Annotated in this window: 25 protein-coding genes; all 25 read right to left on the reverse strand. The window is 42.7% G+C overall.

What is annotated here, in order from left to right:
- Positions 1-31: 31 nt before the first annotated feature.
- The 25 genes from fliL to ACXQIQ_RS04540 all read right to left on the reverse strand — a co-directional run bounded on the left by fliL (position 32) and on the right by ACXQIQ_RS04540 (position 21,929).
- Positions 32-463, reverse strand: coding sequence for a flagellar basal body-associated protein FliL (fliL, locus tag ACXQIQ_RS04420; RefSeq protein WP_439299956.1), 432 nt, complete (start codon positions 461-463; stop codon positions 32-34).
- Positions 453-674 carry a flagellar FlbD family protein gene (locus ACXQIQ_RS04425; RefSeq protein ID WP_439299955.1) on the reverse strand — a complete coding sequence of 74 codons (222 nt, stop codon included), beginning with the start codon at positions 672-674 and terminating at the stop codon, positions 453-455. Before ACXQIQ_RS04425 ends, fliL begins: the two co-directional genes overlap by 11 nt.
- 43 nt (positions 675-717) lie before the next feature.
- Positions 718-1,506, reverse strand: coding sequence for a flagellar basal body rod protein FlgG (gene flgG, locus ACXQIQ_RS04430; RefSeq protein WP_439299954.1), 789 nt, complete (start codon positions 1,504-1,506; stop codon positions 718-720).
- Between the two features lie 78 nt (positions 1,507-1,584).
- On the reverse strand, positions 1,585-1,962 hold the full coding sequence (locus tag ACXQIQ_RS04435; RefSeq protein ID WP_439299953.1) for a TIGR02530 family flagellar biosynthesis protein: 378 nt from the start codon (positions 1,960-1,962) through the stop codon (positions 1,585-1,587).
- Positions 1,963-1,983: 21 nt separating this feature from the next.
- Complete coding sequence (gene flgD / locus ACXQIQ_RS04440) at positions 1,984-2,409, reverse strand: flagellar hook assembly protein FlgD (protein WP_439299952.1); 426 nt, start codon at positions 2,407-2,409, stop codon at positions 1,984-1,986.
- 6 nt (positions 2,410-2,415) lie between these two features.
- The gene (locus ACXQIQ_RS04445) at positions 2,416-3,675 is read right to left on the reverse strand and encodes a flagellar hook-length control protein FliK (protein ID WP_439299951.1); all 1,260 of its coding nucleotides are present in this window, start codon (positions 3,673-3,675) and stop codon (positions 2,416-2,418) included.
- A gap of 30 nt (positions 3,676-3,705) precedes the next feature.
- Complete coding sequence (locus ACXQIQ_RS04450; RefSeq protein ID WP_439299950.1) at positions 3,706-4,266, reverse strand: MotE family protein; 561 nt, start codon at positions 4,264-4,266, stop codon at positions 3,706-3,708.
- 5 nt (positions 4,267-4,271) lie between these two features.
- The gene (gene fliJ / locus ACXQIQ_RS04455) at positions 4,272-4,718 is read right to left on the reverse strand and encodes a flagellar export protein FliJ (protein ID WP_439299949.1); all 447 of its coding nucleotides are present in this window, start codon (positions 4,716-4,718) and stop codon (positions 4,272-4,274) included.
- 5 nt (positions 4,719-4,723) lie between these two features.
- Complete coding sequence (gene fliI, locus ACXQIQ_RS04460; RefSeq protein WP_439299948.1) at positions 4,724-6,037, reverse strand: flagellar protein export ATPase FliI; 1,314 nt, start codon at positions 6,035-6,037, stop codon at positions 4,724-4,726.
- A complete protein-coding gene (fliH, locus tag ACXQIQ_RS04465; RefSeq protein WP_439299947.1) occupies positions 6,006-6,809 on the reverse strand; it encodes a flagellar assembly protein FliH in 804 nt (267 codons plus the stop codon). Before fliH ends, fliI begins: the two co-directional genes overlap by 32 nt.
- Positions 6,802-7,815: a flagellar motor switch protein FliG gene (fliG, locus tag ACXQIQ_RS04470; protein WP_439299946.1), complete on the reverse strand. Its 1,014-nt coding sequence runs from the start codon at positions 7,813-7,815 to the stop codon at positions 6,802-6,804. Before fliG ends, fliH begins: the two co-directional genes overlap by 8 nt.
- A gap of 11 nt (positions 7,816-7,826) precedes the next feature.
- Entirely contained in the window at positions 7,827-9,410 is a 1,584-nt protein-coding gene (gene fliF, locus ACXQIQ_RS04475; RefSeq protein WP_439299945.1) for a flagellar basal-body MS-ring/collar protein FliF, read from the reverse strand.
- A gap of 107 nt (positions 9,411-9,517) precedes the next feature.
- Positions 9,518-9,811: a flagellar hook-basal body complex protein FliE gene (gene fliE, locus ACXQIQ_RS04480; protein WP_439299944.1), complete on the reverse strand. Its 294-nt coding sequence runs from the start codon at positions 9,809-9,811 to the stop codon at positions 9,518-9,520.
- Between the two features lie 26 nt (positions 9,812-9,837).
- Positions 9,838-10,284, reverse strand: coding sequence for a flagellar basal body rod protein FlgC (gene flgC, locus ACXQIQ_RS04485; protein WP_439299943.1), 447 nt, complete (start codon positions 10,282-10,284; stop codon positions 9,838-9,840).
- A 3-nt stretch (positions 10,285-10,287) separates the two neighbouring features.
- Positions 10,288-10,674, reverse strand: coding sequence for a flagellar basal body rod protein FlgB (gene flgB / locus ACXQIQ_RS04490; RefSeq protein WP_439299942.1), 387 nt, complete (start codon positions 10,672-10,674; stop codon positions 10,288-10,290).
- 369 nt (positions 10,675-11,043) lie between these two features.
- Positions 11,044-11,823, reverse strand: coding sequence for a GTP-sensing pleiotropic transcriptional regulator CodY (gene codY / locus ACXQIQ_RS04495; RefSeq protein WP_226550964.1), 780 nt, complete (start codon positions 11,821-11,823; stop codon positions 11,044-11,046).
- 19 nt (positions 11,824-11,842) lie between these two features.
- Complete coding sequence (gene hslU, locus ACXQIQ_RS04500; RefSeq protein ID WP_439299941.1) at positions 11,843-13,243, reverse strand: HslU--HslV peptidase ATPase subunit; 1,401 nt, start codon at positions 13,241-13,243, stop codon at positions 11,843-11,845.
- A gap of 19 nt (positions 13,244-13,262) precedes the next feature.
- Positions 13,263-13,805: an ATP-dependent protease subunit HslV gene (gene hslV / locus ACXQIQ_RS04505; protein WP_439299940.1), complete on the reverse strand. Its 543-nt coding sequence runs from the start codon at positions 13,803-13,805 to the stop codon at positions 13,263-13,265.
- Between the two features lie 35 nt (positions 13,806-13,840).
- Positions 13,841-14,728: a tyrosine recombinase XerC gene (xerC, locus tag ACXQIQ_RS04510; RefSeq protein ID WP_439301937.1), complete on the reverse strand. Its 888-nt coding sequence runs from the start codon at positions 14,726-14,728 to the stop codon at positions 13,841-13,843.
- Positions 14,729-14,822: 94 nt separating this feature from the next.
- Positions 14,823-16,130 carry an FADH(2)-oxidizing methylenetetrahydrofolate--tRNA-(uracil(54)-C(5))-methyltransferase TrmFO gene (gene trmFO, locus ACXQIQ_RS04515; protein ID WP_439299939.1) on the reverse strand — a complete coding sequence of 436 codons (1,308 nt, stop codon included), beginning with the start codon at positions 16,128-16,130 and terminating at the stop codon, positions 14,823-14,825.
- Positions 16,131-16,141: 11 nt separating this feature from the next.
- Positions 16,142-18,211, reverse strand: a complete 2,070-nt coding sequence (gene topA / locus ACXQIQ_RS04520) for a type I DNA topoisomerase (RefSeq protein ID WP_439299938.1) — start codon at positions 18,209-18,211, stop codon at positions 16,142-16,144.
- A gap of 71 nt (positions 18,212-18,282) precedes the next feature.
- A complete protein-coding gene (gene dprA, locus ACXQIQ_RS04525) occupies positions 18,283-19,176 on the reverse strand; it encodes a DNA-processing protein DprA (protein ID WP_439299937.1) in 894 nt (297 codons plus the stop codon).
- Between the two features lie 252 nt (positions 19,177-19,428).
- The gene (gene sucD, locus ACXQIQ_RS04530) at positions 19,429-20,334 is read right to left on the reverse strand and encodes a succinate--CoA ligase subunit alpha (protein ID WP_226550999.1); all 906 of its coding nucleotides are present in this window, start codon (positions 20,332-20,334) and stop codon (positions 19,429-19,431) included.
- Positions 20,335-20,352: 18 nt separating this feature from the next.
- Entirely contained in the window at positions 20,353-21,513 is a 1,161-nt protein-coding gene (gene sucC / locus ACXQIQ_RS04535) for an ADP-forming succinate--CoA ligase subunit beta (protein WP_226551001.1), read from the reverse strand.
- 260 nt (positions 21,514-21,773) lie between these two features.
- Complete coding sequence (locus tag ACXQIQ_RS04540; RefSeq protein WP_439299936.1) at positions 21,774-21,929, reverse strand: hypothetical protein; 156 nt, start codon at positions 21,927-21,929, stop codon at positions 21,774-21,776.
- Positions 21,930-21,963 lie beyond the last annotated feature (34 nt).

The raw sequence follows: 21,963 nt of genomic DNA on the forward strand, positions 1-21,963 counted from the left end.
CCTCACCTCTTTTCTGCATCAAGTCATGGAGTTATTGTACGATTTTCTCGGTTGTGAAGACCCTGACGACTTTTCCGTTTTCCAAAAATCCATTGATGGTCTTTTGTAAATCTTGCTCGAGTTTGTCAATTCCTTCTGGACCCTTCAGATCTTCTGCCTGTGTACCTGATAATTGATAGATGATCGAATTGCGGATCTGAAACATCCTCGTCTCCAGTTCCTTTTTGGCTTTCTGATTATCCACCTGGATTCGGAAGGTCACTTTTGCAAAACCTTCATCTGAAAGATTCGTCATGATTTCTTCTGTCGTTACAGATAATTCCACCAGTTCATCGGCTGATAATTTCCCTGAAGCTTTTTTGTCATCTCCAGAAAGATTTATGTATAGGACTACGCCGGCAATCGCTAAAACTGTAATAGCAGATAGCATGACCAGCATCGTTTTGACGAGGCTACCTTTCATCGTCATCCCCCTTTTGTATCGGCAAGCCGATGATTGAGATCTGTTTGTAAAACTCTTTCACCGCTTCCTGGACTTCGTTGACGGAATCTCTGACTAAGAACTTCCTTCCATTTGTGAGAGTGATCGTCGTATCCGGGAACGCCTGGACCTGCTCGATATAGATTGCATTTAGTGTGAACTTCTGCCCATTCAACTTTGTAAGTTCAATCATAATGTAGGTGGGGCTGGACTTATCCAGCCCCGGTCACCTCACTTTATCTCTTTAGATTGACTAGTTCCTGGAGAATTTCATCTGAAGTCGTAATGATTCTTGTATTGGCCTGAAAACCACGCTGGGCAACGATCATCTCTGTGAATTCCTCAGATAGATCGACATTGGACATTTCCAATGTACCCGCTACGATTTCACCCGCTCCAGCAGTCCCTGCAGTCACTACATTTGCAGCTCCGGAGTTAGTTGTTTCTTGATATAGGTTGCTACCTGCTTTTTCAAGTCCACCGTTGTTCGCAAATTTAGAGATGCTGATTTGGCCAGCCGAAACGACATTTCCAGCATTATCAATGTAATTCACGGTACCATCGTTCCCGATACTAAAACTTTCAGCATCGGTCGGAATAGTAATGTCACCACCTGCACCTTGAACTCTTAATCCGTCAGCGTTTACAAGTGTACCGCCTTGGTCTAAGTAGAAGTTACCTGCTCTTGTGTAGAAATCATTCGGACCGTCTGAAACGACGAAGTAGCCATCTCCTGAAATGGAAAGGTCAAGCGGTCTTCCTGTAGTCTGCAAGCTTCCTTGCGTATGGATGGTATCGATCGTCGATAACTGTGATCCAAGACCGACTTGCTTTGGATTCACACCCCCGCGGTTTGCATTAGGTGCACTTGCTCCGGAAATTTGCTGGGAGACGAGATCCTTGAATGTCGTTCTCCCTTTTTTGAATCCGTATGTGTTGACGTTTGCGATGTTATTCCCTAAAACATCCAATTTGGATTGAAAGTTTTTCATCCCACTAATACCTGAATACATGGATCGAAGCATTACATCATTTCCCCTCTCAATTTTAAGTCCTGCCTCTGTCATTCGGCAGAAGTACGAGCCCCCTAATAGGTCCAGCTCTTAATTCATTACGATTGCGCCATTAATGTTCGTAAAAATATGTTCTGAAGCTTCATGCCGGTTCATTGCAGTGATGACTGTATGGTTGTCCGCATTGACAACAAGTGCTGCATCTCCCACAAGAACCAATGAATCCTTGATCCCTTTCTGCTTTGCCTCAGACAACTTCTCATTGATTCTGTCCCAAGTCATCTGATCGATCGTGATGTTTCGTTCTGCTAAACGGGAATTTGCATGTTTTGAAACTCTGAGTTCTTGATTGTGTACCTGGTTTCTTAGAACTTCCTTGAAATTGGTATTTGATTTCTGATCATGTTTGACCACTTTGCTGTTTGGCGGTATAGCTGAAGTGATCGGAGTTTGATAGATTCGTTGCATTTGACCACCTCGATATTTAATTTACGCAGAAAGTGTCGTTACTTGAGCTGGTGTCACTTTCGTTCCATCCTCCAACTCGATCGTCGTTTCCCCTTGTTCAAAGTGAATTTTAGCGACTGTTCCTGTATGCGTTTCGTTTCCATCTTCACCTGAGTCCATCCAAGTCACTTTTTTCCCGATCAATTCACTGTATTGGAGAAGTTGGCCATTATTTTGGTGGGCAACCCAACTGTTCAATGTCTGGTTCATGTTCACCATCTGCTCAAGACTTGAGAAGTTCGCCATCTGAGAGATGAATTCCCGATCTTCCATCGGCTTCAATGGATCTTGATTGGCTAGTTGAGCGACCAATATCTTCAAAAAGTCATCTTTCCCCAAATTTGAACTGCCGGTCTTCCTGATCTGTTGATCTGGTAAGAATAGACTTTGTTGAATCTTATTGTCCATTCTGGATTAAACCTCCCCTTCAACCTCTAATTCTTCCATCCATTGCTGGAAAGTTTGAGGTCCGTTCTCTTCGTCTTCATTCTCATTTTTTTGTTCTCTTCCAAAAGGATTCTCTGAATTCTGCTTTTCGCGTTCATCATTCATCCAATCGGGCACATGGTTGCTGACCTCAATTTGGTTGACTGTAATGTTCTGCCCCTGGAGTACATGCCTAAGTTGATTCAGGTTCGTCTCGATCAACTCTTTTGCCTGTGCTGTAGAAGCGATGATCTTTGCTGCAATTTCACCATTCCGTTGGACGATTTGGATGTCTAAGGCCCCAAGGTTCTCAGGGAATAATTTTATGGATAATTGCGTGTTCCCGTTCGGTAGGCTCATGAGTCTTCCGCGATTCATCATTTTTGCCATTTCATTGAGAAATCGCGCCGGTGATTCTTGTTCTTGAGGAGCATGAAGAACATATTGTTCTACTTTACTCATCAGATTTGGAGATGAAGATAATCCAAGTATTTGCGGAGCTTCTATCGTCAATCCTTTGATAGGTTTGTTGCCATTTGTCTGTTCGTTAGCCTTTTGGGATGCTGATTGATATGTATGTATGAGTGCATGATGCTTGTTTTGCAGTGTTCCCAATTGATTTGACAATGACGTCCTCTTATCCCCAGATTGGGTTTGTTGAAGCTGGTTCTGAACCTGATTCAACAAATGTTTTAAATTGGTAAGTTGGGGTAGATATTTACCAGTGTCTGTTTTGCTCATAAATTTGACGAATTCATGGAGTGTGCTTTCGGCTGTACCAGACGACTTCAACAAATCCACGAGGTGTGAAATCTTGGATTGCTGAGCAGCGGAATCGGTCTTACCAGCTGAAGCATTCGTTCCACCCTGAACTTGTAAAAGAAACCCACTACCACTCATATTTGATTTGGAAGGAACGGTAATCGGCAATGTCCGATCCACCTCTTTCAAGAGAGATTGGAAGTTACCAAAGCCTAGTGATTCCAGTTCATTTTGAAGATGGTCCACGATTTCTTCCAATGTCAGGTCTGTTCCATTTTCTGCATTGAAAGAACGCTTAAAATCCTCAAGCAAGGTCATCAACTGATCAATGCTTACATTAGATGTTCCGGATGCCGTACCATGGGTCATTTGGGAAGCAATCATTCCTTTGAATGTATCGCTTTTTGCTCCTGAATGTTTCGATTGTGTAGCTGTATTACCATTCATGACCGTGGATTGCATCATCATCGTAGGGATCGATGTCATTCGTGTTCACCCCCTTTCAATTCATATGAATTATCCATTCGTTAGTAATTTCGTCAGTTCAGCGGCTGTAGCAGGATCCATTTCAGCTAAGATGGCAGCTTGTGCATCTGTCTCAAGGTTCGTCAGGATGATAGCAGCTTCCGATTGATCCATTGTTTCAAAAATCTGAGCAGCATTTCCTGCAGGCATCGTGCTGTATACTTCTGAAAGTCGATCTAATGAACTCTTCTGGTCGGCTTGTTCAGACTCTTTATCTTGCAATTGGTTCTTTAATCGAGCAATGTCGGATTGTTGTTGCTTGATGACTTCCTCCTGTTGCAAAACTTCAGCTTCCGCTTTCTCATTTTCCGCTTGTAAGGTCTTCACTTGACTTTCCAAAGTCAACATCATCTCTTCTGTCGAGCGCTTTTTCACATCCGTAGGTTCAACCCACTCTGAAATGACGGGGACGTTAGCGGCATAGTTTTTCCCTTTTTCAATCAAGTTCACGCCCATCAGAGAGAAAATGATGACAGACAAGGAAGCTGCGAATAAGAGCGGAATGACGATAACTAGTAAAAACCATAAGGCTTTATTCGGTTTCTTCTCCAATGACCTCACCTGATTCCATTTGTCGTATGTCGTAAAACTGCAAGTTCATCGGTGATCTTCATCTCTTCTGACTTTACATATTCTTGATACCGATCAAACTGTTTTTCCTTCAACTTTTCATATTTCTTTACATCGATGGTCTGATTCACCAATCGCTCATGGGTTTGATTCATGGTGTCTCTAGCTTGTTGTAATTTCATCTGAAGAAGTTTCACTTGTCCATCCAATCGATCGATAAAGTAATTGATCTGTTGAATGTTCCTCACTTGCTCTCCATGCTGGATCCTTTGAGATTGCTCTTCTATTAAAACTTCCTTTTTCTTCAGAAGGCCATACAATTCGTAGCCGACTTCTTCGAAGATTGTTTGGCTTTCCATATACTCCTTGTGTGTACGTTCTTTTTCATGATGTTTATAGTCTAGTACTTGATCCATCCTAAATTGAAAACTCACGATTTTCACCTCTCATGAAAAAGTCTTGCCAGTTCTTCAGCGGATTGAGCAGCTGTTACATCTTCATACGTCTCTTGTCGAAGGTATTCCATGATTTTCGGCTGATAAGCGATTGCCTCATCCACTTTCTTAGAGGTCCCGGTTTTGTAGGCACCGATGGAAATGAGGTCTTCAGACTCTGCATAAGCCGATAATAATTCCCGGCCTTTTGATGCGTATGCAATATGCTCAGGAGTTGCGATATTGTTCATCACTCGACTGACGCTTTTCAAAACGTTGATGGAAGGAAAATGGCCTTTGTTCGCTAAGTTCCGATCTAACACGATGTGTCCATCCAGTATTCCTCGAACGGTGTCCGCAATAGGTTCATTCAAGTCATCACCATCCACAAGAACTGTGTAAAATGCGGTAATACTACCACTCATACTCGTTCCTGAACGTTCCAACAGCTTAGGGAGTGAAGCGAATACGGATGGGGTATACCCTTTCGTTGCCGGTGGTTCTCCGACGGCAAGACCGATTTCCCTTTGAGCCATAGCAACCCGGGTGACAGAATCCATCATGAGCATGACGTTCTTACCTTGATCGCGGAAGTATTCTGCAAGTGTTGTAGCAGTGAGTGCTCCTTTAATCCGTAGCAAAGCTGGTTGGTCAGATGTCGCAGCGACCACGATGGACTTTTTCAATCCTTCCTCACCGAGATCATGTTCAACGAACTCTCTTACTTCTCGACCACGTTCTCCGATTAAAGCGATGATGTTCACATCGGCACTTGATTGTCGAGCAATCATCCCTAGAAGTGTACTTTTCCCAACCCCACTACCAGCAAAAATACCGACACGTTGACCATTTCCAATGGACAGGAAGCTATCGATCGCTCTTACTCCACAACTGATCTGTTGGGATATCCTCGGTCGGTGCATCGGATTCGGTGGCGGCGTATCGGTCAACCGCGATGACAGACCGAAGGGTAAGGAATCACCATCTAGCGGCTTCCCCAGTCCATCGAGCACTTTACCGATTAATGCTTCACCTGCTTTGATCTGCAAAGGTTTTCCTGTCGCTTCCACCAGACTCCCTGGTGAAATTTCCTGAATGGAAGTGAAAGGCATCAACAAAACATTCTCTTCCCGAAATCCGACCACTTCTGCCGGAATCCGTTTATTCAGTCCTTCGCCGGTATGGATATAACAAACATCTCCAATGGAAGTTCTAGGTCCTTTCGATTCAATCATAAGACCGATTACACGATTGACTTTTCCATACCGTTTGTAAGGATCGATTTTATCAAGTGACTCCAGAACCCGAGTGATGTTCATTATGTTCACCTACAAGCTCTAATAATTTTTCCTTCAGTTCTTCTAGCTGACTATCAATTGAAGCGTCGATTTGTCCGTACTTCGTTTCAATGACACAACCAAGATCCGTTTTTGAATCATCCGGGTAAACGATGATTTCTGTGTTGAAGATGGATGATAGGTTTTTAGCCAACTCCACTGATGAAGTGTAGTGTTTGGGCGGGACGAACAATTTAATATCCTCTTCTTGTTTCACCTGATTCAACGCTTCACTGATGAATGTCTTCCATTTGTCCTCGAAATCCAGATTTTCGCCGATGATCTTTCCTGCAACGGAAACACTCAGTTCAATCAACTCCGGTTCACATTCCATCATCTTCTGATGATGATGGGATTGTGCACTGGCAAGAATTCGATTCGCTTCTGCGATCAGAGAACGGTATTCTTCTTCTCCATTTTTCTGCCCTTGCTCATAACCTTCTTGATACCCTTTTTCAGCTGCCTCTTGTTCGGCTTTCGAGATATAGGACTGCAGGTCAGCTTCTTTTTGTGCAAGTTCTTCCAACTTCTGATTTATCTCATTTTGAGCTTCTGAGACGAGCCGCTCTGCTTCTTGTCTTGCTTCTGTCAAAAGCTTTTCTGCATCATGCTCAGCCTTATCTCTCAAATTGGATTCATGATTGGACTGCTCTGCAGAGGATTCCTTGGATTGGAACGCACTCAGTCGTTTAATTTCAACAGGCTTTGTATCACTGTTCTGGATTACAGGAGAAAATTTGATGACTCTAGACAATGATATCGTCTCCTCCACCACGTGCAATGACCACTTCTCCAGCTTCTTCCAATCTTCGGATGATCGAAACGATTCTTGATTGTGCTTCTTCTACATCTCTCAATCGGACAGGGCCCATGTACTCCATTTCTTCTTGGAAGTTTTCGACCATCCGTTTCGACATGTTCTGGAATACGATTTCTTTCACTTCTTCGCTTGCAGCTTTCAGTGAGAGTAATAGATCTTCGTTCGGAAGTTCTCGGATGACACGTTGAATGGAACGGCTATCCAACGTGACGATGTCTTCAAATACGAACATCCTCTTCTTGATCTCTTCTGCCAGGTCTGGATCTTGTACTTCCAGTGCATCCAGTATCGTACGCTCGGTGCTTCGATCTACTCCGTTTAGTACTTCTACAACTGCTTCGATACCACCAGCTGATGTGAAGTCCTGGGTAACAGTCGTTGAAAGTTTTTGCTCTAGAATCTGCTCAATTTCCGTAATGACTTCGGGTGATGTCCGATCCATTAATGCAATCCTTTTGGCGACATCTGCTTGAACTTCTTGAGGTAGCTCTGAAAGTATTTGTGCAGACTGGGTTGAATCCAAATATGATAATACAAGTGCAATCGTCTGCGGGTGTTCATTCTGGATAAAGTTCAAAATCTGGCCTGGATCGGCTTTCCTGGCAAAATCAAACGGACGAACCTGCAAAGTCGACGTCAGCCGTTGAATGATCGATGAAGCTTCATTCGAGCCGAGTGCTTTTTCCAAGACGGTCTTGGCATATCCGATTCCACCTTGAGTGATGTATTCTTGCGCTAATGCAATTTGATGGAATTCATCGATGATGTCTTCTTTCACTGTAGAATCGATTTTTCTTACATTCGAAATTTCTAAAGTCAATCGTTCAATTTCCTCTTCGCTTAAATGCTTGTAAATCTGTGCAGATACGTCAGGTCCTAATGAGATTAACAGGACCGCAGCCTTTTCTCTTCCCGATAATTTTTGCAATCCCCTTGCCACTGGTCCACCTCCTAATCTTCAGAAAGCCATGAGCGTAATAGCTTGGCAAATTCATCAGGCTTGTCCTTCGCTAATTTCTCCAGCTGTTGTTTGCGTGTAGATTCTTCAGTTCGTTGAGGTTGTAGATCCGGTACTTCCTCGACTTGATAATTGATTGAACTGTAATCCTCATCAGTGTCCTCTTTTTCTTTTCTCTTTCTAAGCAGAAGGATGATCAATAAAATGATGAGTACAAGTAGTGCGCCTCCTACTATGTAAACCCAAGTCGGAATGACGGGCGTCGGTTCCGGCATCTCCATCTTCCCTTCAAAGGACTGAGCCGATACGATGATCTTCTGTTGAACTTCATCATCTGTAATTTCGTTGGATATGTCTTTTGAAATCGTCGTTCGGACAATACTGCTTAACACCTGTTCGATATCGGTGATCCGTTCAGCGGGTAGAGAATTGAGGTCATCCGGTGTCGGCGGCTCTACCATGACCTGGATACCGATGTCTCTGATCTCATAAGGAGCTTCTTCAACTTCTTTATGTATTCTGTTCACTTCATTGTTGATTCGCTCTTCGATACGCTGGTAATCCCCTGATCCTCCATCTTCTCCTTGATAAGAAGGAATATCCTCTTCACCAGTTCCTGCCACCCCTCCTGGAGGTGCACCATTACCAGTGTATGTTTCGCGGATACGCTCCACGCTCATCTGTATGCCTTCCATCTTGTCTTTATCGACAGGCTCGACAAGCTCCTCTTGTCTTTTTTCTTTCGTAAAATCGATGTCGGTCGTAACAGATACGACGACCTTTTCAGGACCCATCATGGTAGCAAGCATTCTCTGGATGTTTCTTTGCAGATCCTTTTCGATGTCTTCCTTGATCGTCTTCTGCTGTTCATATGCGGTCAACGTGTTGGACTGCTCATTTGGATTATTTAAGTCAAAATAGTTAAAATATTGATCCATAATGACGATATTATCGATAGGTAAGGACGGTACACTTTTCGAAACCAAGTGATACAACGAATTCACTTGTTGCTCCTTCAATGTGTATCCTGGTTTCAAATCAAGTACGACAGAAGCTGAAGCAGTCTGTTCGGCATCTGTGAGCCACACATTCTCTTTCGGTAAATTGATCATTACTTTGGAATTTTGAACGCCGTCTATACTTCCGATCAAATCTTGCAGTTCAGTTTGCATTGCTGCACGTTCCAGAACCCCAAATTCTTTATCTGTCATTCCAAAACCGTTGTTCTCACCAAAGAATTCATAATTGATAGCACCACTTTTAGGTGTACCCTCTGCTGCAAGTTCTACTTTCAATGCATCCACTTGCTGATCAGGCACCAGAATCACTGTGCCGTTACTTGATATTTCATAAGGAATCCCTTTGGCTTCTAGGCTGCTTTTCACTTGCCCGGTTTCTTCCGGGGAGAGCCCGCTATACAATGGAACATATTGATCGTTTGAAATGATGACCGTTAGTATGGTGACGAAGGCGAATAACCCGATGATAGAACCAAGGATCAACGCTTTTTGTTTCTTTGAACGTTCATTCCAATATTGCGACATTTGATTCTTGTATGACGTGATCTTTTCGTTCATTTTATCCCCCGGTCGTCATCCATCGAAAAAAATTATTTTCCATGGACAAAAAACATTTTCACATTTCGAAAGTTATGTACGAATAAATTAATAGTTTAAATATGCAATTAAACTTGCATCCTCATAACTTCCTGGTAAGCTTCAATAGCTTTATTACGCACTTCAACAGCGGTTTGAAGCGTAACGCTTGCCTTTTCCGCTGTGATCATCACATTATGTAGGTTATCCGTCTTTCCAGAGATCAGTTTCTCCGTTTCGACATCCGACTTGATTTGTGCGTCATTGACCTGCTTTAACATCTCTTTGAAAGATGATGCCATTTCAGTACGAGCTTGGTCAGGAGTTGAGCTTTTGACAACTGTCTGATTCGACAGTTTGTTCATTAAAGAAACGGATTCCATAAATCATCTTCTCCTATAAAAAGATTTTATCTGCCGATTTCCAACGCTTTCATGTACATCCCTTTTGCTGCATTCATTACAGTAACATTCGCCTCATATGAACGCGTCGAACTCATCAAGTCCACCATTTCCTTCAACGGATCCACATTAGGAAGTCTGACATAACCTTGATCATCCGCATCAGGATGTTCCGGTTGATACACCAACTTGAATGGTTGTTCATCCTCTCGCAACTCAACAGCTTTGACGCCTTCCATTTGGTTACTGCTCTGTGCTTTAGACAACATCGATTGAAAACTAGCAGACTTTGGTTGAAGGACCACCATCTTTCTGCGATATGGCTGCCATTCACCATTGACGAATTCACCTCGAGTCGTATCCGCATTGGCTATGTTTGAAGATGCGACATCCATCCTCAGTCTTTGTGCTGTCAGGGCAGAAGCTGAAATATTCATTGAATCAAACATCCCCATCTATCATCTGCCTCCCTTCAACACCATTTTCATAGAATTCATTTTTCCATTTAATCTTTGAACAAGTGCTTGATAATGCAATTGATTCTCTGCGAGTTTCGCCATTTCTTGATCGACGTCCACATTGTTTCCATTATGCGAATAAGAAGAATTCTGGTTCGTTCTTATCTGATAAGAAGATGTAGATCCCGCTTCTGAAGAGAATGGCACATGTTTCGCATCCGTCCGATAAGCCTTGAGTGACTCATTGAACGTCTGCTTGAATGCCACCGATTTCGCTTTATAATTCGGTGTATCAGCGTTCGCAATATTGTTGGCGATAGCCTTGTGATTTGCAGAACGATAGTTTAATGCATGTTCAAGATGTCGAATCATACCTGAATCTAGCATATCTATCCTCCTTATAGTAAAATTTCCTTAAAACCCAACAATTTCTAAGTAGCTTTCAGATGTATTTTATAGAAATAATGTGTAACTGTCTATGTAATTTGCAACATTTCGATTTTTTTCGATATAAAGCCCCATTAAAAAACCGGGACTATTTGCTTATTCGACATTTATGGTATTCCATTACTATCTATTCTCCATTATAAACGGCAATACCTGCCAATAGATGTTAAGATTCGACAATTTTTTCATTAAGTTCTTTAATTCTTCTCCTCTCTGCTTTCATTATTTTTTGAGGACACCCATTAATAAAAATAGAGAAAACAAAAAGAGACTAGACCCTTTCAGGTCTAGTCTCTTGCATGCTCAGCGTTACATAGCTTTCAATTTAGATAGTTCGTGAAGGAATTTGTCATTCAGTACTTTGATGTACGTCCCTTTCATACCAAGTGAACGAGACTCGATAACGCCAGCACTTTCCAGTTTTCGGAGTGCGTTGACGATGACAGATCGTGTGATTCCTACACGGTCTGCAATTTTACTGGCAACAAGTAGTCCTTCGTTACCATCAAGCTCTTCAAAAATGTGCTCAATCGCTTCTAATTCACTATAAGATAATGAGCTGATTGCCATTTGTACGACAGCTTTGTTACGAGCTTCTTCTTCAATTTCTTCTGTCTTTTCACGAAGAATCTCAGTACCAACAACAGTTGCACCATACTCAGCCAAAATCAAATCATCGTCCTTGAAGGATTCATTCAAACGAGAAAGGATCAATGTCCCTAGTCTTTCACCTGCACCGACAATCGGTACGATTGTTGTAAGACCTTCATTGAAGAGATCCTTGTTTTCAACCGGGAATGCCGTATAGTCACTGTTGATATCAAGGTTAGAGGAAGTATCTGTAATATTGAACAAGTTTTTCGTATACTCGGTTGGGAATTGACGATCGACCAACATCTTTTTCATTCTCTCGTTTTCAATTTCCTGTACGAGGGAATATCCAAGCAGTTTTCCTCGGCGACTGACGACGAAGATGTTCGCTTCGATGACGTCACAAAGTGTTCCCGCCATTTCTTTAAAGTTAACTGGTTTACCACCAGACTCTTGTAATAAGGCATTGATTTTACGTGTTTTCTCTAACAAATTCATTTGGAACTCCTCCTAAGTATTATAGAATGTATTGACTCAAGTCTCGGTCTTTTGCAATAGCTCCTAGTTTATCATCGACATATTCAGGAGTAATTGTAACCGTTTCGAGTGAAATATCCGGGGCTTCGAAAGATAAATCTTCTAACAGCCTCTCAAGGATCGTATGCAATCTTCTCGCACCGATATTGTCGGTATGTTGATTCACTTCTGTAGCGATCGTTGCAATTCTACGAATAGCATCGTCAGAAAATTCTATGTTTATACCTTCCGTTTTCAAAAGTGCTTTATATTGTTTTGTCAGTGCGTTGTCAGGGTCTACTAGAATAGAAACAAAATCATCGATCGTTAGACTGTTGAGCTCTACCCTGATCGGAAATCTCCCTTGCAATTCAGGTATCAAATCAGATGGCTTTGCGATATGAAACGCACCTGCAGCGACAAACAGTACATGGTCGGTCTTTACCGGTCCATATTTCGTGACGACTGTCGATCCTTCTACAATCGGTAAGATATCCCTTTGTACACCCTCACGCGAAACATCTGCAGATTGATTCCCTTTACCTGCGATTTTATCAATCTCATCTATGAATATCATACCCGTTTGTTCCGCTCTTGTAACAGCTTCTTGGCCGACTTCATCCATATCGATCAATTTCTGGGCTTCTTCATGGGTCAAGACTTTCCTTGCATCCTTGACTGTAAGCTTCCTCTTTTTCTTTTTCTTTGGCATGAAGCTGCCAAGCATATCTTGCATGTTCATACCCATCTGCTCTAAGCCAGAGCCCTGGAACATATCCATCATATTCTGATTCTGTTCTTCCACTTCAACGGTGACATAACGGTCTTCCAGCTCACCTAGTGCCAGCTGGTGCGCAATTTGCTTCCGACGCGCGGCAATCTGATCTTGCTCTTGGTCTGCCTGTGATGTAGTATCGTTTGGTTGTTGGTTTCCACCAAACAACATTTCCAACGGGTTTTTGTACGCGCTTTGCTCTGTCTTCTTCGAAGGGACAAGCAATTCGACGAGACGTTTGTTGGCATTCTGTTCTGCACGCTCTTTCACATCAGCCATTTTCTCTTCTTTTACGATCCGGATGGATGTTTCAACGAGATCACGGACCATAGATTCAACGTCACGACCTACATAGCCCACTTCAGTGAATTTCGTAGCTTCCACCTTAATGAAGGGCGCTCCTACAATCTTCGCCAACCGTCTAGCGATTTCTGTCTTTCCCACTCCTGTAGGACCAATCATCAAAATATTCTTCGGTACAACTTCATCACGAATCGATTCATCGATCATGCTTCTACGGTAACGATTTCTGAGGGCGATGGCGACCGCCTTCTTCGCACTTTTCTGACCGACAATGAATTGATCCAGCCGTTCGACAATTTGTCTTGGTGTGTAATCCATTTTCATCGTGTCAAACTCCCCCGTTTCACGTTAATTGTTCTACAATAATTTGATCGTTCGTATAAACGCAAATGTCAGCAGCAATTTCTAAAGCACTTTTTGCAATATCTTCAGCACTCAAGTGTTCACCGTGACGTTTCAACGCTCTGCCTGCTGCTAATGCATAGTTCCCGCCTGAACCTATGGAAAGGATTCCATCGTCCGGTTCGATCACTTCTCCTGTACCTGAAACGAGAAGCATGGATTCTGTATTCATGACGATCAGCATCGCCTCTAACCTTCTGAGAATCTTATCCCCTCTCCATTCCTTAGCAAGTTCTACAGCAGAACGTTGGAGATTTCCATTGTACTCTTCCAGTTTCGCTTCGAACTTTTCGAAAAGAGTGAATGCATCTGCCACAGATCCCGCAAATCCTGCAAGCACTTTTCCACCATACAATTTACGGACTTTCTTGGCAGTATGTTTCATGACGACAGCATTTCCGAAGGTCACCTGACCGTCACCAGCCATCGCAAATCCTCCATTATGCCTTACTGCGAAAATCGTTGTTGCATGAAATGAACCCATTCCGAAAACCTCCTTCCATCATTCTTTTTCTCTTCCTAAGCTCTTGGATGATAGGAACGGTATAACTCTTGTAAACGGTCTTTCGTAACATGTGTATAAATCTGAGTGGACGAGAGTTGTGCATGCCCTAAGAGTTCCTGTACCGCTCTCAGATCAGCTCCTTCATTCAATAGATGGGTCGCAAAAGTATGACGCATCATATGGGGAGTGATTTTCATCGTCAAGGAAGTCGACTTGATCATTTTTTGCAATATTTTTCTGACCCCTTTATGAGAAAGTGGTTCCCCTCTATAATTCACGAACAACTTATCGTGTGAATGTGTCTTCATCAGTTTCTTTCTTCCATCATTCAAATAACGATTCAAAGATTCCAATGCATAGCTTCCGATCGGAACATACCTCTCTTTCCGACCTTTTCCTTGTACTAGGATCGTCTCGATGTTCGTATCAATGTCTTTCACGGTCAATTGACAAAGTTCACTGACACGAATCCCTGTGCCATAGAGGATTTCGAGAAGAGTCTGGTTCCTCTGCCCAAGGGGAGTAGTAAGGTCTGAAACCTTAAACAACTCCTCAAGTTCTTCTTGATAAAAGAATTTGGGGAGTCGCTCTGTTTTCCTTGGTAACGAAGCCATTTGGAATGGATTTTCAGACACGAATTCTTCTCTTAGCAAAAACCGATATAAACTTCTTAAAGAGGAGATCTTCCGTGCCACTGTTTTTCGAGCATATTCTTTCTCATGCAAGATGGTGAGATAATGGCGCACATGTACATAAGAAACAGCAGCAAATTGGTCCAAGCCTTGCTGCTTCGTAAAGTCTACAAAATCTTCGATGTCTTTTTGATAATTCAGTATGGTATGGGATGAACTGTTCTTCTCAATCTGTAGATATTCAATGAACAGTCGAATGTGCTCTTCCATTTTTGTAATCAACTACCTATTTTCTGAATAGTATTACAATTAGCATAAAGACCCCTAAATCGTAACACAACATAGAGGCCTTGACAATATATATTCACATTTTTGTTAAAAAATTCTGAATTGTTTCCAGTGCTCTGGAAGCAATCATTTCGTTACGTTCTTTTTTGTTTTTAATCCGCTTCTCGAGCGGTGGGAACAAACCGAAATTGGAATTGATCGGTTGGAAGTTGTCAGGGTTGGCAGTCGTGATGTATTCAGCCATGCTGCCTAACGCGGTTTCAACAGGAAATACTACCGGTTCTTCTCCTTGCACGAGTCGTGCAGCATTCATTCCTGCAATCAACCCGGAAGCTGCGCTTTCGACGTACCCTTCCACACCTGTCATCTGCCCAGCGAAGAACAAATCATCGCGATCTTTATACTGATAAGTAGGACGTAACAGGTTCGGAGAGTTGATGAACGTGTTACGATGCATCACACCGTATCGAACGATTTCTGCATTCTCAAGTCCAGGAATCAAACGAAGGACCTCTTTTTGTGGTCCCCATTTCATGTGGGTTTGGAATCCTACAATATTGTAGAGAGTACCAGATTTGTTATCTTGTCGGAGTTGCACAACCGCATATGGTGTCTTGCCGGTTTTCGGATCTTCAAGTCCAACCGGTTTCATCGGGCCGAACAATAACGTTTTCTTTCCTCTTTGCGCCATGACTTCAACGGGCATACAGCCTTCGAAGAAGATTTCCTTCTCGAATTCTTTCAATGGGACCGTTTCAGCATTGATCAATGCATCGTAAAAACGATCGAATTCTTCTTCTGTCATCGGGCAATTCAGATAGGCTGCTTCACCCTTATCATAACGACTTTTCAAATATACTTTATCACGGTCGATACTGTCTACTTCAAGGATTGGAGCAGCCGCATCGTAAAAGTATAAATATTCTTCACCCGTCAACGATTTCAAGGCATCCGATAAATCTTTCGAAGTGAGAGGACCTGTTGCAATGATGGTTGGACCTTCTGGTATCCCTTTGATCTCTTCATCGTGGACAGTCACATTCTCATGACCTTTAACTCTTTCAGTCACTCTCGCCGCAAATTCATGACGGTCTACGGCAAGTGCTCCTCCCGCTGGGACAGAACAGTCATCCGCACTTTGAATGATGACGGAATCCAATTGTCTCATTTCCTCTTTCAACACACCGACAGCATTCGTCAATGCATTGGATCGCAAGGAATTACTGCAGACAAGTTCTGCGAATTTATCTGTATGGTGAGCAGGGGTCTGCTTCTTCGGTCTCATCTCATAAAGATGGACGTGAATGCCGCGTTTCGCTAATTGCCACGCAGCTTCACTTCCAGCTAATCCCGCTCCTACAACGTTTACTTCTTGTACATTCACTTTCAATCACCCTAATTCTGTTTCTCTTTGTAGTCACAGTTCGTACATTGGATCGATGTACTCTTCTTCGATTTCTTCTCAACAAGCAAGCTGCTGCATTTCGGACAAGGACGGCTGATCGGTTTATCCCAAGAAACGAAATCACATGATGGATATCGATCGCAACCATAGAAAATGCGTCGCTTTTTACTTTTCCGTTCTACAATGTTCCCTTCTTTACACTTCGGACATTTGACCCCGATTTCTTTTACAATCGGTTTCGTGTTCCGGCAGTCTGGGAAATTGGAACAAGCCATGAACTTACCGTAGCGACCCATCTTATAGACCATTTCGCTGCCGCACTTCTCACAGTTCTCACCGGCGGGTTCATCCTGGATCTCTACTTCTTTCATCTCTTCTTCTGCAATCTTCAGCTTTTTCTCAAACTCTTGATAGAAATTATCGATGACCTTCTTCCATTCTTCTGTACCTTCTTCGATATGATCAAGAGACGTTTCCATATCAGCAGTGAATTCTACGTTGATGACTTCCGGGAAGAATTCCAGAATCAAATCGAGAACGATTTCTCCAAGTTCAGTCGGTACGAACTTTCTTGCATCAAGCGCTACATAACCTCGACGTTGAATCGTATCGAGAGTCGGCGCATACGTAGAAGGTCGACCGATTCCCAGCTCTTCCATCGTTTTGACAAGTCGCGCCTCAGAATATCTCGGCGGTGGCTGGGTGAAATGTTGACTCGGTTCAATGTCTTTCGATTTGACTTTGTCCCCTTCATGCAGCTCCGGAAGGATTTTATCTTCGTCCTTCTTGTTATCGTCATTTCCTTCTACATACACTTTCATAAATCCAGGAAACTTGACTTTAGAACCGTTCGCACGGAAGACGACTCCGTTGTTTTCCAAATTGACTGCCATTGTGTCCATGATTGCTGGAGCCATCTGACTGGCAACAAACCGTTCCCAAATCAACTTATACAAACGATGTTGATCTCGGCTCAAGAATTGCTTGACGATTTTCGGATCACGCAATGTCGAAGTCGGACGGACCGCTTCGTGGGCATCTTGTGAATTATTCGACTTCTTACCGCCTGAGCGGTTTGTCGTATATTTCTGCCCGTAAGTGTCCTGAACGTACTGTCTTGCTTCATCCTTGGCAACTTCAGAAACACGTGTTGAATCGGTTCTCATATAAGTGATGAGACCGACTGTTCCTTCTTTTCCGATATCGATACCTTCATATAATTGTTGGGCCAGCATCATCGTTTTCTTAGCACGGAAATTAAGTTTCCGAGCTGCTTCCTGCTGGAGGGAGGATGTTGTAAAAGGTGCCGCTGGATTCCTTTTACGCTCTTTCTTCTGAACTGAAGTGACGTCGAACGAATTCCCGTTCACGTGCTTCAGAACATCCTTTACATCCTCTTCTTTGGATAACTCTACTTTTTTTCCATTCAACTCAAAGAACGAGGCTTCAAATTCTTCCCCACTTTTGTCGAAGATCGCTTTGATTTTCCAATACTCTTCTGGTTTGAAGTTTTGGATTTCCTTTTCTCGTTCAACGATCATGCGCAATGCGACGGTCTGTACACGTCCTGCACTGAGTCCCTTTTTCACTTTCTTCCATAATAAAGGACTGATGTTATAACCTACAAGTCGGTCAAGAACACGTCTTGCTTGCTGTGCATCCACAAGATTCATATTGATAGCTCGTGGTCTCTTGAAGGAATCTTTGATCGCTTGTTTCGTAATTTCATTGAAAACAACACGGCAGTCCGAATGATCATTTATTTCAAGACTATGGGCTAAATGCCAGGCGATGGCTTCCCCTTCACGGTCAGGGTCGGCTGCGAGATAGATTTTCTTCACTTTTTTGGCAGCAGTCTTCAGTTCTTTCAGAACAGGACCTTTTCCGCGGATCGTAATATATCTAGGTTCGAAGCCTTCCTCAACATCTACACCCATTTGACTTTTAGGTAAATCACGTACATGTCCCATTGAAGCTTTGACGATATATTTTTTTCCTAAGTATTTTTCAATCGTTTTTGCTTTAGCGGGAGATTCTACTATTACTAAATAATCAGCCATATCTTTTTCTGTCTCCCCCTTTTCTCTTATTTTGAAATCTTCACTATTATTGTATAAAGTATATTGGTTTGTCAAACGTTTGTCGTAAAATCAACCAGTTCTTCAAGTATGTCTTCAGCACATGTAGTGAGCTTCGCACCTTGTTGTATAAGGTGGTTCGTACCCGCTGAGCATGGTTCTAAAATCGAACCTGGAACAGCAAAAACTTCTCTTCCATCCTGTAGTGCCAAGTCCCCTGTGATGAGCGATCCACTTTTTTCACGGGCTTCTATAATCAATGTTCCCCTAGAAAGCCCACTTATAATCCGATTACGTAAAGGGAATTGCCATTTAGCGGGTTTTACATCTGGAGGATATTCCGATAACAGAAGATGTTTCGAGGCGATTTCGTCTGAAATTGGGATATGCTCTTTAGGATAGATATGTCGGAATCCGCTTCCTAATACCGCAATTGTTTTCCCTGATTGCCTCATGGCTTGTTCATGGGAGTGCAGATCGATCCCATATGCTAAACCGCTGACGATTACCCATCCTTTCTGAATCAAAGGAGAGAGTATCTTTCGAAGACTATTCTTTCCATTGATTGTCGGATAACGAGTTCCAACGACACTGAGCAATCTAGGATGGGTGAGTAATCTCCGATCTCCCTTCAAGTAAAGAACAATCGGCGGGTCATAAATCTGTCTGAGTTGTGGTGGATAGTCGGCATTAAGGATCGTGATTGTTTCAATGTTGTCTCTCCTGTATGCTTCTCCCTTTTTTAAGAAATTCTCCTGATTCCTTGGATCAAGGAAAAGATCTATGAGATCTGGTTGAAGCTTGTAGCGTTCAGACAGTTCATCGGGCTTTCTGACAAGGATGCTTTTCAGGCTTGGATCTTCATTCAGCCATCGGGTCAGTTGTTTCCTTCCAACACCCTTACATTGAGACAGGTATGTAATCCGATCTTCGACGTTATTTAACAAACGGGTTCTCCTTCTTCTATTAACTAGCGTGCAAAAATAGTGAACGATATTAATCGCCTTCACCATTCGTTCGATATGTAGATCATGATTTCCTCTTTTTGAAATTGATCTCATATTGATTTCTTTGAAATTCACTCCCTCTCCACAGGAATGTCGTGAAGGAACAGGAAATCAAATTCAATTCTTCAGAGGTTTAAGCATAATAAAACAGGACTGACCCATTGAGTCAGTCCCATCGAAGTGTTTGGATGCTTATTTTACAGTCTTACATTTTTCAAGAAGATCGTTTTCTTTCAATACTGAAATCAACGTCTCACCCATGACAGATGGCGTATCCGCCACTTTGATGCCACAAGCGTTCATCGTCTTGATTTTCTCTTCCGCAGTACCTTTACCACCAGAGATGATGGCACCAGCATGCCCCATACGTTTTCCTGGAGGTGCAGTTTGTCCACCGATGAAGCCGACGACAGGTTTCGTCATGTTCGCTTTCACCCATTCAGCTGCTTCCTCTTCAGCAGTACCACCGATTTCACCGATCATGATGACTGCATAAGTGTCTTCATCTTCATTGAAAGCTTTCAATACGTCGATGAAATCTGTTCCATTTACAGGGTCTCCACCGATTCCGACAGCAGTAGACTGACCGATACCTGCTTGAGACAGCTGATGAACAGCTTCATACGTAAGAGTCCCTGAACGAGAAACGACTCCGACATGACCTTTCGTATGGATGTAACCAGGCATGATTCCGATTTTACACTCATCCGGTGTGATGACACCAGGGCAGTTCGGACCAACAAGACGGGTCTTCTTGCCTTCCATGTAACGCTTAACCTTCACCATGTCCATTACAGGAATATGTTCTGTGATACAGATGGCAAGATCCATCTCTGCATCCACTGCTTCTAGAATAGCGTCCGCTGCGAATGGAGCAGGCACATAGATTACGGAAGCATTCGCGCCTGTCTTTTCAACAGCTTCTCCGACTGTATCGAAAACAGGTACTCCTTCTACCTCTGTTCCACCTTTACCAGGTGTCACACCGCCGACGATTTGAGTTCCGTAATCAAGCATTTGTTTTGTATGAAAAAGGGCTGTAGAACCAGTGATCCCTTGTACGATAACTTTCGTATCTTTATTAATGAAAACGCTCATCGTAATTTCCCCACCTTCCTACTTGACTAATGAAACGATTTTTTCTGCGCCGTCTGCCATAGACTCAGCTGCAGTGATATTCAAACCAGATTCGTTCAATAATTTTTTACCAAGATCGACGTTCGTACCTTCCAAACGCACAACAAGTGGCAATTCAAGACCGACTTGTTTCGTCGCTTCAATGACACCTTCAGCAATGACGTCACATTTCATGATGCCACCGAAAATGTTTACGAAGATACCTTTTACATTCTTATCAGATAAGATGATCTTGAAGGCTTCTGTAACTTTTTCTGCAGTTGCACCGCCCCCAACATCAAGGAAGTTAGCCGGGTCTCCGCCATAATACTTGATGATGTCCATTGTAGACATAGCAAGACCTGCACCATTTACCATACAACCGATATTTCCATCTAGGGAAATATAGCTGAGGTCATGCTTGGAAGCTTCGATTTCCTTCTCGTCTTCTTCATCCAAGTCACGGAATTCAACGATATCCTTATGACGGAATAAAGCGTTCGGATCGAAGTTCAACTTCGCATCAAGTGCCATTACATTCCCATCACCCGTTGTGACGAGAGGATTGATTTCTGCGATTGAGCAATCCTTTTCAACAAATACAGTATATAAGCCCATCATGAACTTAACAGTTTTGTTCACAAGTTCTTTAGGGATGTTGATGTTGAATGCTAAACGACGAGCTTGAAAGGCAGTTAGACCGACTACAGGATCGATCACTTCTTTGAAGATTTTCTCTGGTGTTTGTTCTGCAACTTCTTCAATTTCAGTTCCGCCTTCTTCTGAAGCCATCATGACGACACGTGAAGTCGCACGGTCCAATACAAGGCCGACATAATATTCTTTCTTAATGTCGCAACCCTCTTCGATAAGTAAGCGCTTTACTTCTTTACCTTCTGGTCCCGTTTGATGAGTCACCAGTGTTTTGCCTAGAATCTCTTCAGCATATGTACGTACTTCATCAAGATTTTTGGCAACCTTAACACCACCGGCTTTACCACGTCCACCAGCGTGAATTTGTGCTTTAACAACATTGATTTCAGTACCGAGTTCTTTTGCTGCGTCTACTGCTTCTTTAGGCGTGTACGCAACTTTTCCATTCGGAACAGATACCCCGTACTTTCTCAAGAGTTCTTTTCCTTGATACTCGTGGATATTCATTCTCCATCCTCCTATCATGTGTCTAATCTATGCAACACCGTTCTTATTGTATAAATAAACCGCTCTCATGTCTACCGTTGCGGTTGGAAATCCTGCGAAAAACGAGAATATTGCTGAAACTGAGGAATTGAATGTCATAAAACTTGGAAGATTGATGTTAAATGTGGTAAAGTGCGTGATCACTATGGGAATATTTGATTTCTTTAAAGTTCACTCGCTTTCCTACATTCAAAGGAAAAACGCCAGTATCGGCGTTTTCCTTAGCAATCCTTTTTCTTGTTTTCGTCCACTAGCTTTTTGGTAATCGATTCTCTTTCTGCTGCAGGTCGATAGATCCCGAATTCTTCAGCAAACTCTTCTCTGAAGCCTTGGACACATTGTTCACAACCTGGTACTTCAAGTGCATTCTTTTTCAACTCAGATCACCTCACTTTTTTTCAATAGTATGTG

Source organism: Pseudalkalibacillus sp. Hm43, from assembly GCF_054170705.1.

What these genes read in the sequence shown, in the direction of transcription:
- fliE (WP_439299944.1), bottom strand. Translation starts at nt 9,811, where the DNA reads ATGGAATCCGTTTCTTTAATGAACAAACTGTCGAATCAGACAGTTGTC.
- hslV (WP_439299940.1), bottom strand. Translation starts at nt 13,805, where the DNA reads ATGGGTTCATTTCATGCAACAACGATTTTCGCAGTAAGGCATAATGGA.
- sucD (WP_226550999.1), bottom strand. Translation starts at nt 20,334, where the DNA reads ATGAGCGTTTTCATTAATAAAGATACGAAAGTTATCGTACAAGGGATC.
- xerC (WP_439301937.1), bottom strand. Translation starts at nt 14,728, where the DNA reads ATGGAAGAGCACATTCGACTGTTCATTGAATATCTACAGATTGAGAAG.
- fliL (WP_439299956.1), bottom strand. Translation starts at nt 463, where the DNA reads ATGAAAGGTAGCCTCGTCAAAACGATGCTGGTCATGCTATCTGCTATT.
- fliF (WP_439299945.1), bottom strand. Translation starts at nt 9,410, where the DNA reads ATGAACGAAAAGATCACGTCATACAAGAATCAAATGTCGCAATATTGG.
- topA (WP_439299938.1), bottom strand. Translation starts at nt 18,211, where the DNA reads ATGGCTGATTATTTAGTAATAGTAGAATCTCCCGCTAAAGCAAAAACG.
- flgD (WP_439299952.1), bottom strand. Translation starts at nt 2,409, where the DNA reads ATGGACAATAAGATTCAACAAAGTCTATTCTTACCAGATCAACAGATC.
- ACXQIQ_RS04435 (WP_439299953.1), bottom strand. Translation starts at nt 1,962, where the DNA reads ATGCAACGAATCTATCAAACTCCGATCACTTCAGCTATACCGCCAAAC.
- ACXQIQ_RS04425 (WP_439299955.1), bottom strand. Translation starts at nt 674, where the DNA reads ATGATTGAACTTACAAAGTTGAATGGGCAGAAGTTCACACTAAATGCA.
- hslU (WP_439299941.1), bottom strand. Translation starts at nt 13,243, where the DNA reads ATGAAAATGGATTACACACCAAGACAAATTGTCGAACGGCTGGATCAA.
- flgC (WP_439299943.1), bottom strand. Translation starts at nt 10,284, where the DNA reads ATGGGGATGTTTGATTCAATGAATATTTCAGCTTCTGCCCTGACAGCA.
- ACXQIQ_RS04445 (WP_439299951.1), bottom strand. Translation starts at nt 3,675, where the DNA reads ATGACATCGATCCCTACGATGATGATGCAATCCACGGTCATGAATGGT.
- codY (WP_226550964.1), bottom strand. Translation starts at nt 11,823, where the DNA reads ATGAATTTGTTAGAGAAAACACGTAAAATCAATGCCTTATTACAAGAG.
- sucC (WP_226551001.1), bottom strand. Translation starts at nt 21,513, where the DNA reads ATGAATATCCACGAGTATCAAGGAAAAGAACTCTTGAGAAAGTACGGG.
- flgB (WP_439299942.1), bottom strand. Translation starts at nt 10,674, where the DNA reads ATGCTAGATTCAGGTATGATTCGACATCTTGAACATGCATTAAACTAT.
- flgG (WP_439299954.1), bottom strand. Translation starts at nt 1,506, where the DNA reads ATGCTTCGATCCATGTATTCAGGTATTAGTGGGATGAAAAACTTTCAA.
- fliI (WP_439299948.1), bottom strand. Translation starts at nt 6,037, where the DNA reads ATGAACATCACTCGGGTTCTGGAGTCACTTGATAAAATCGATCCTTAC.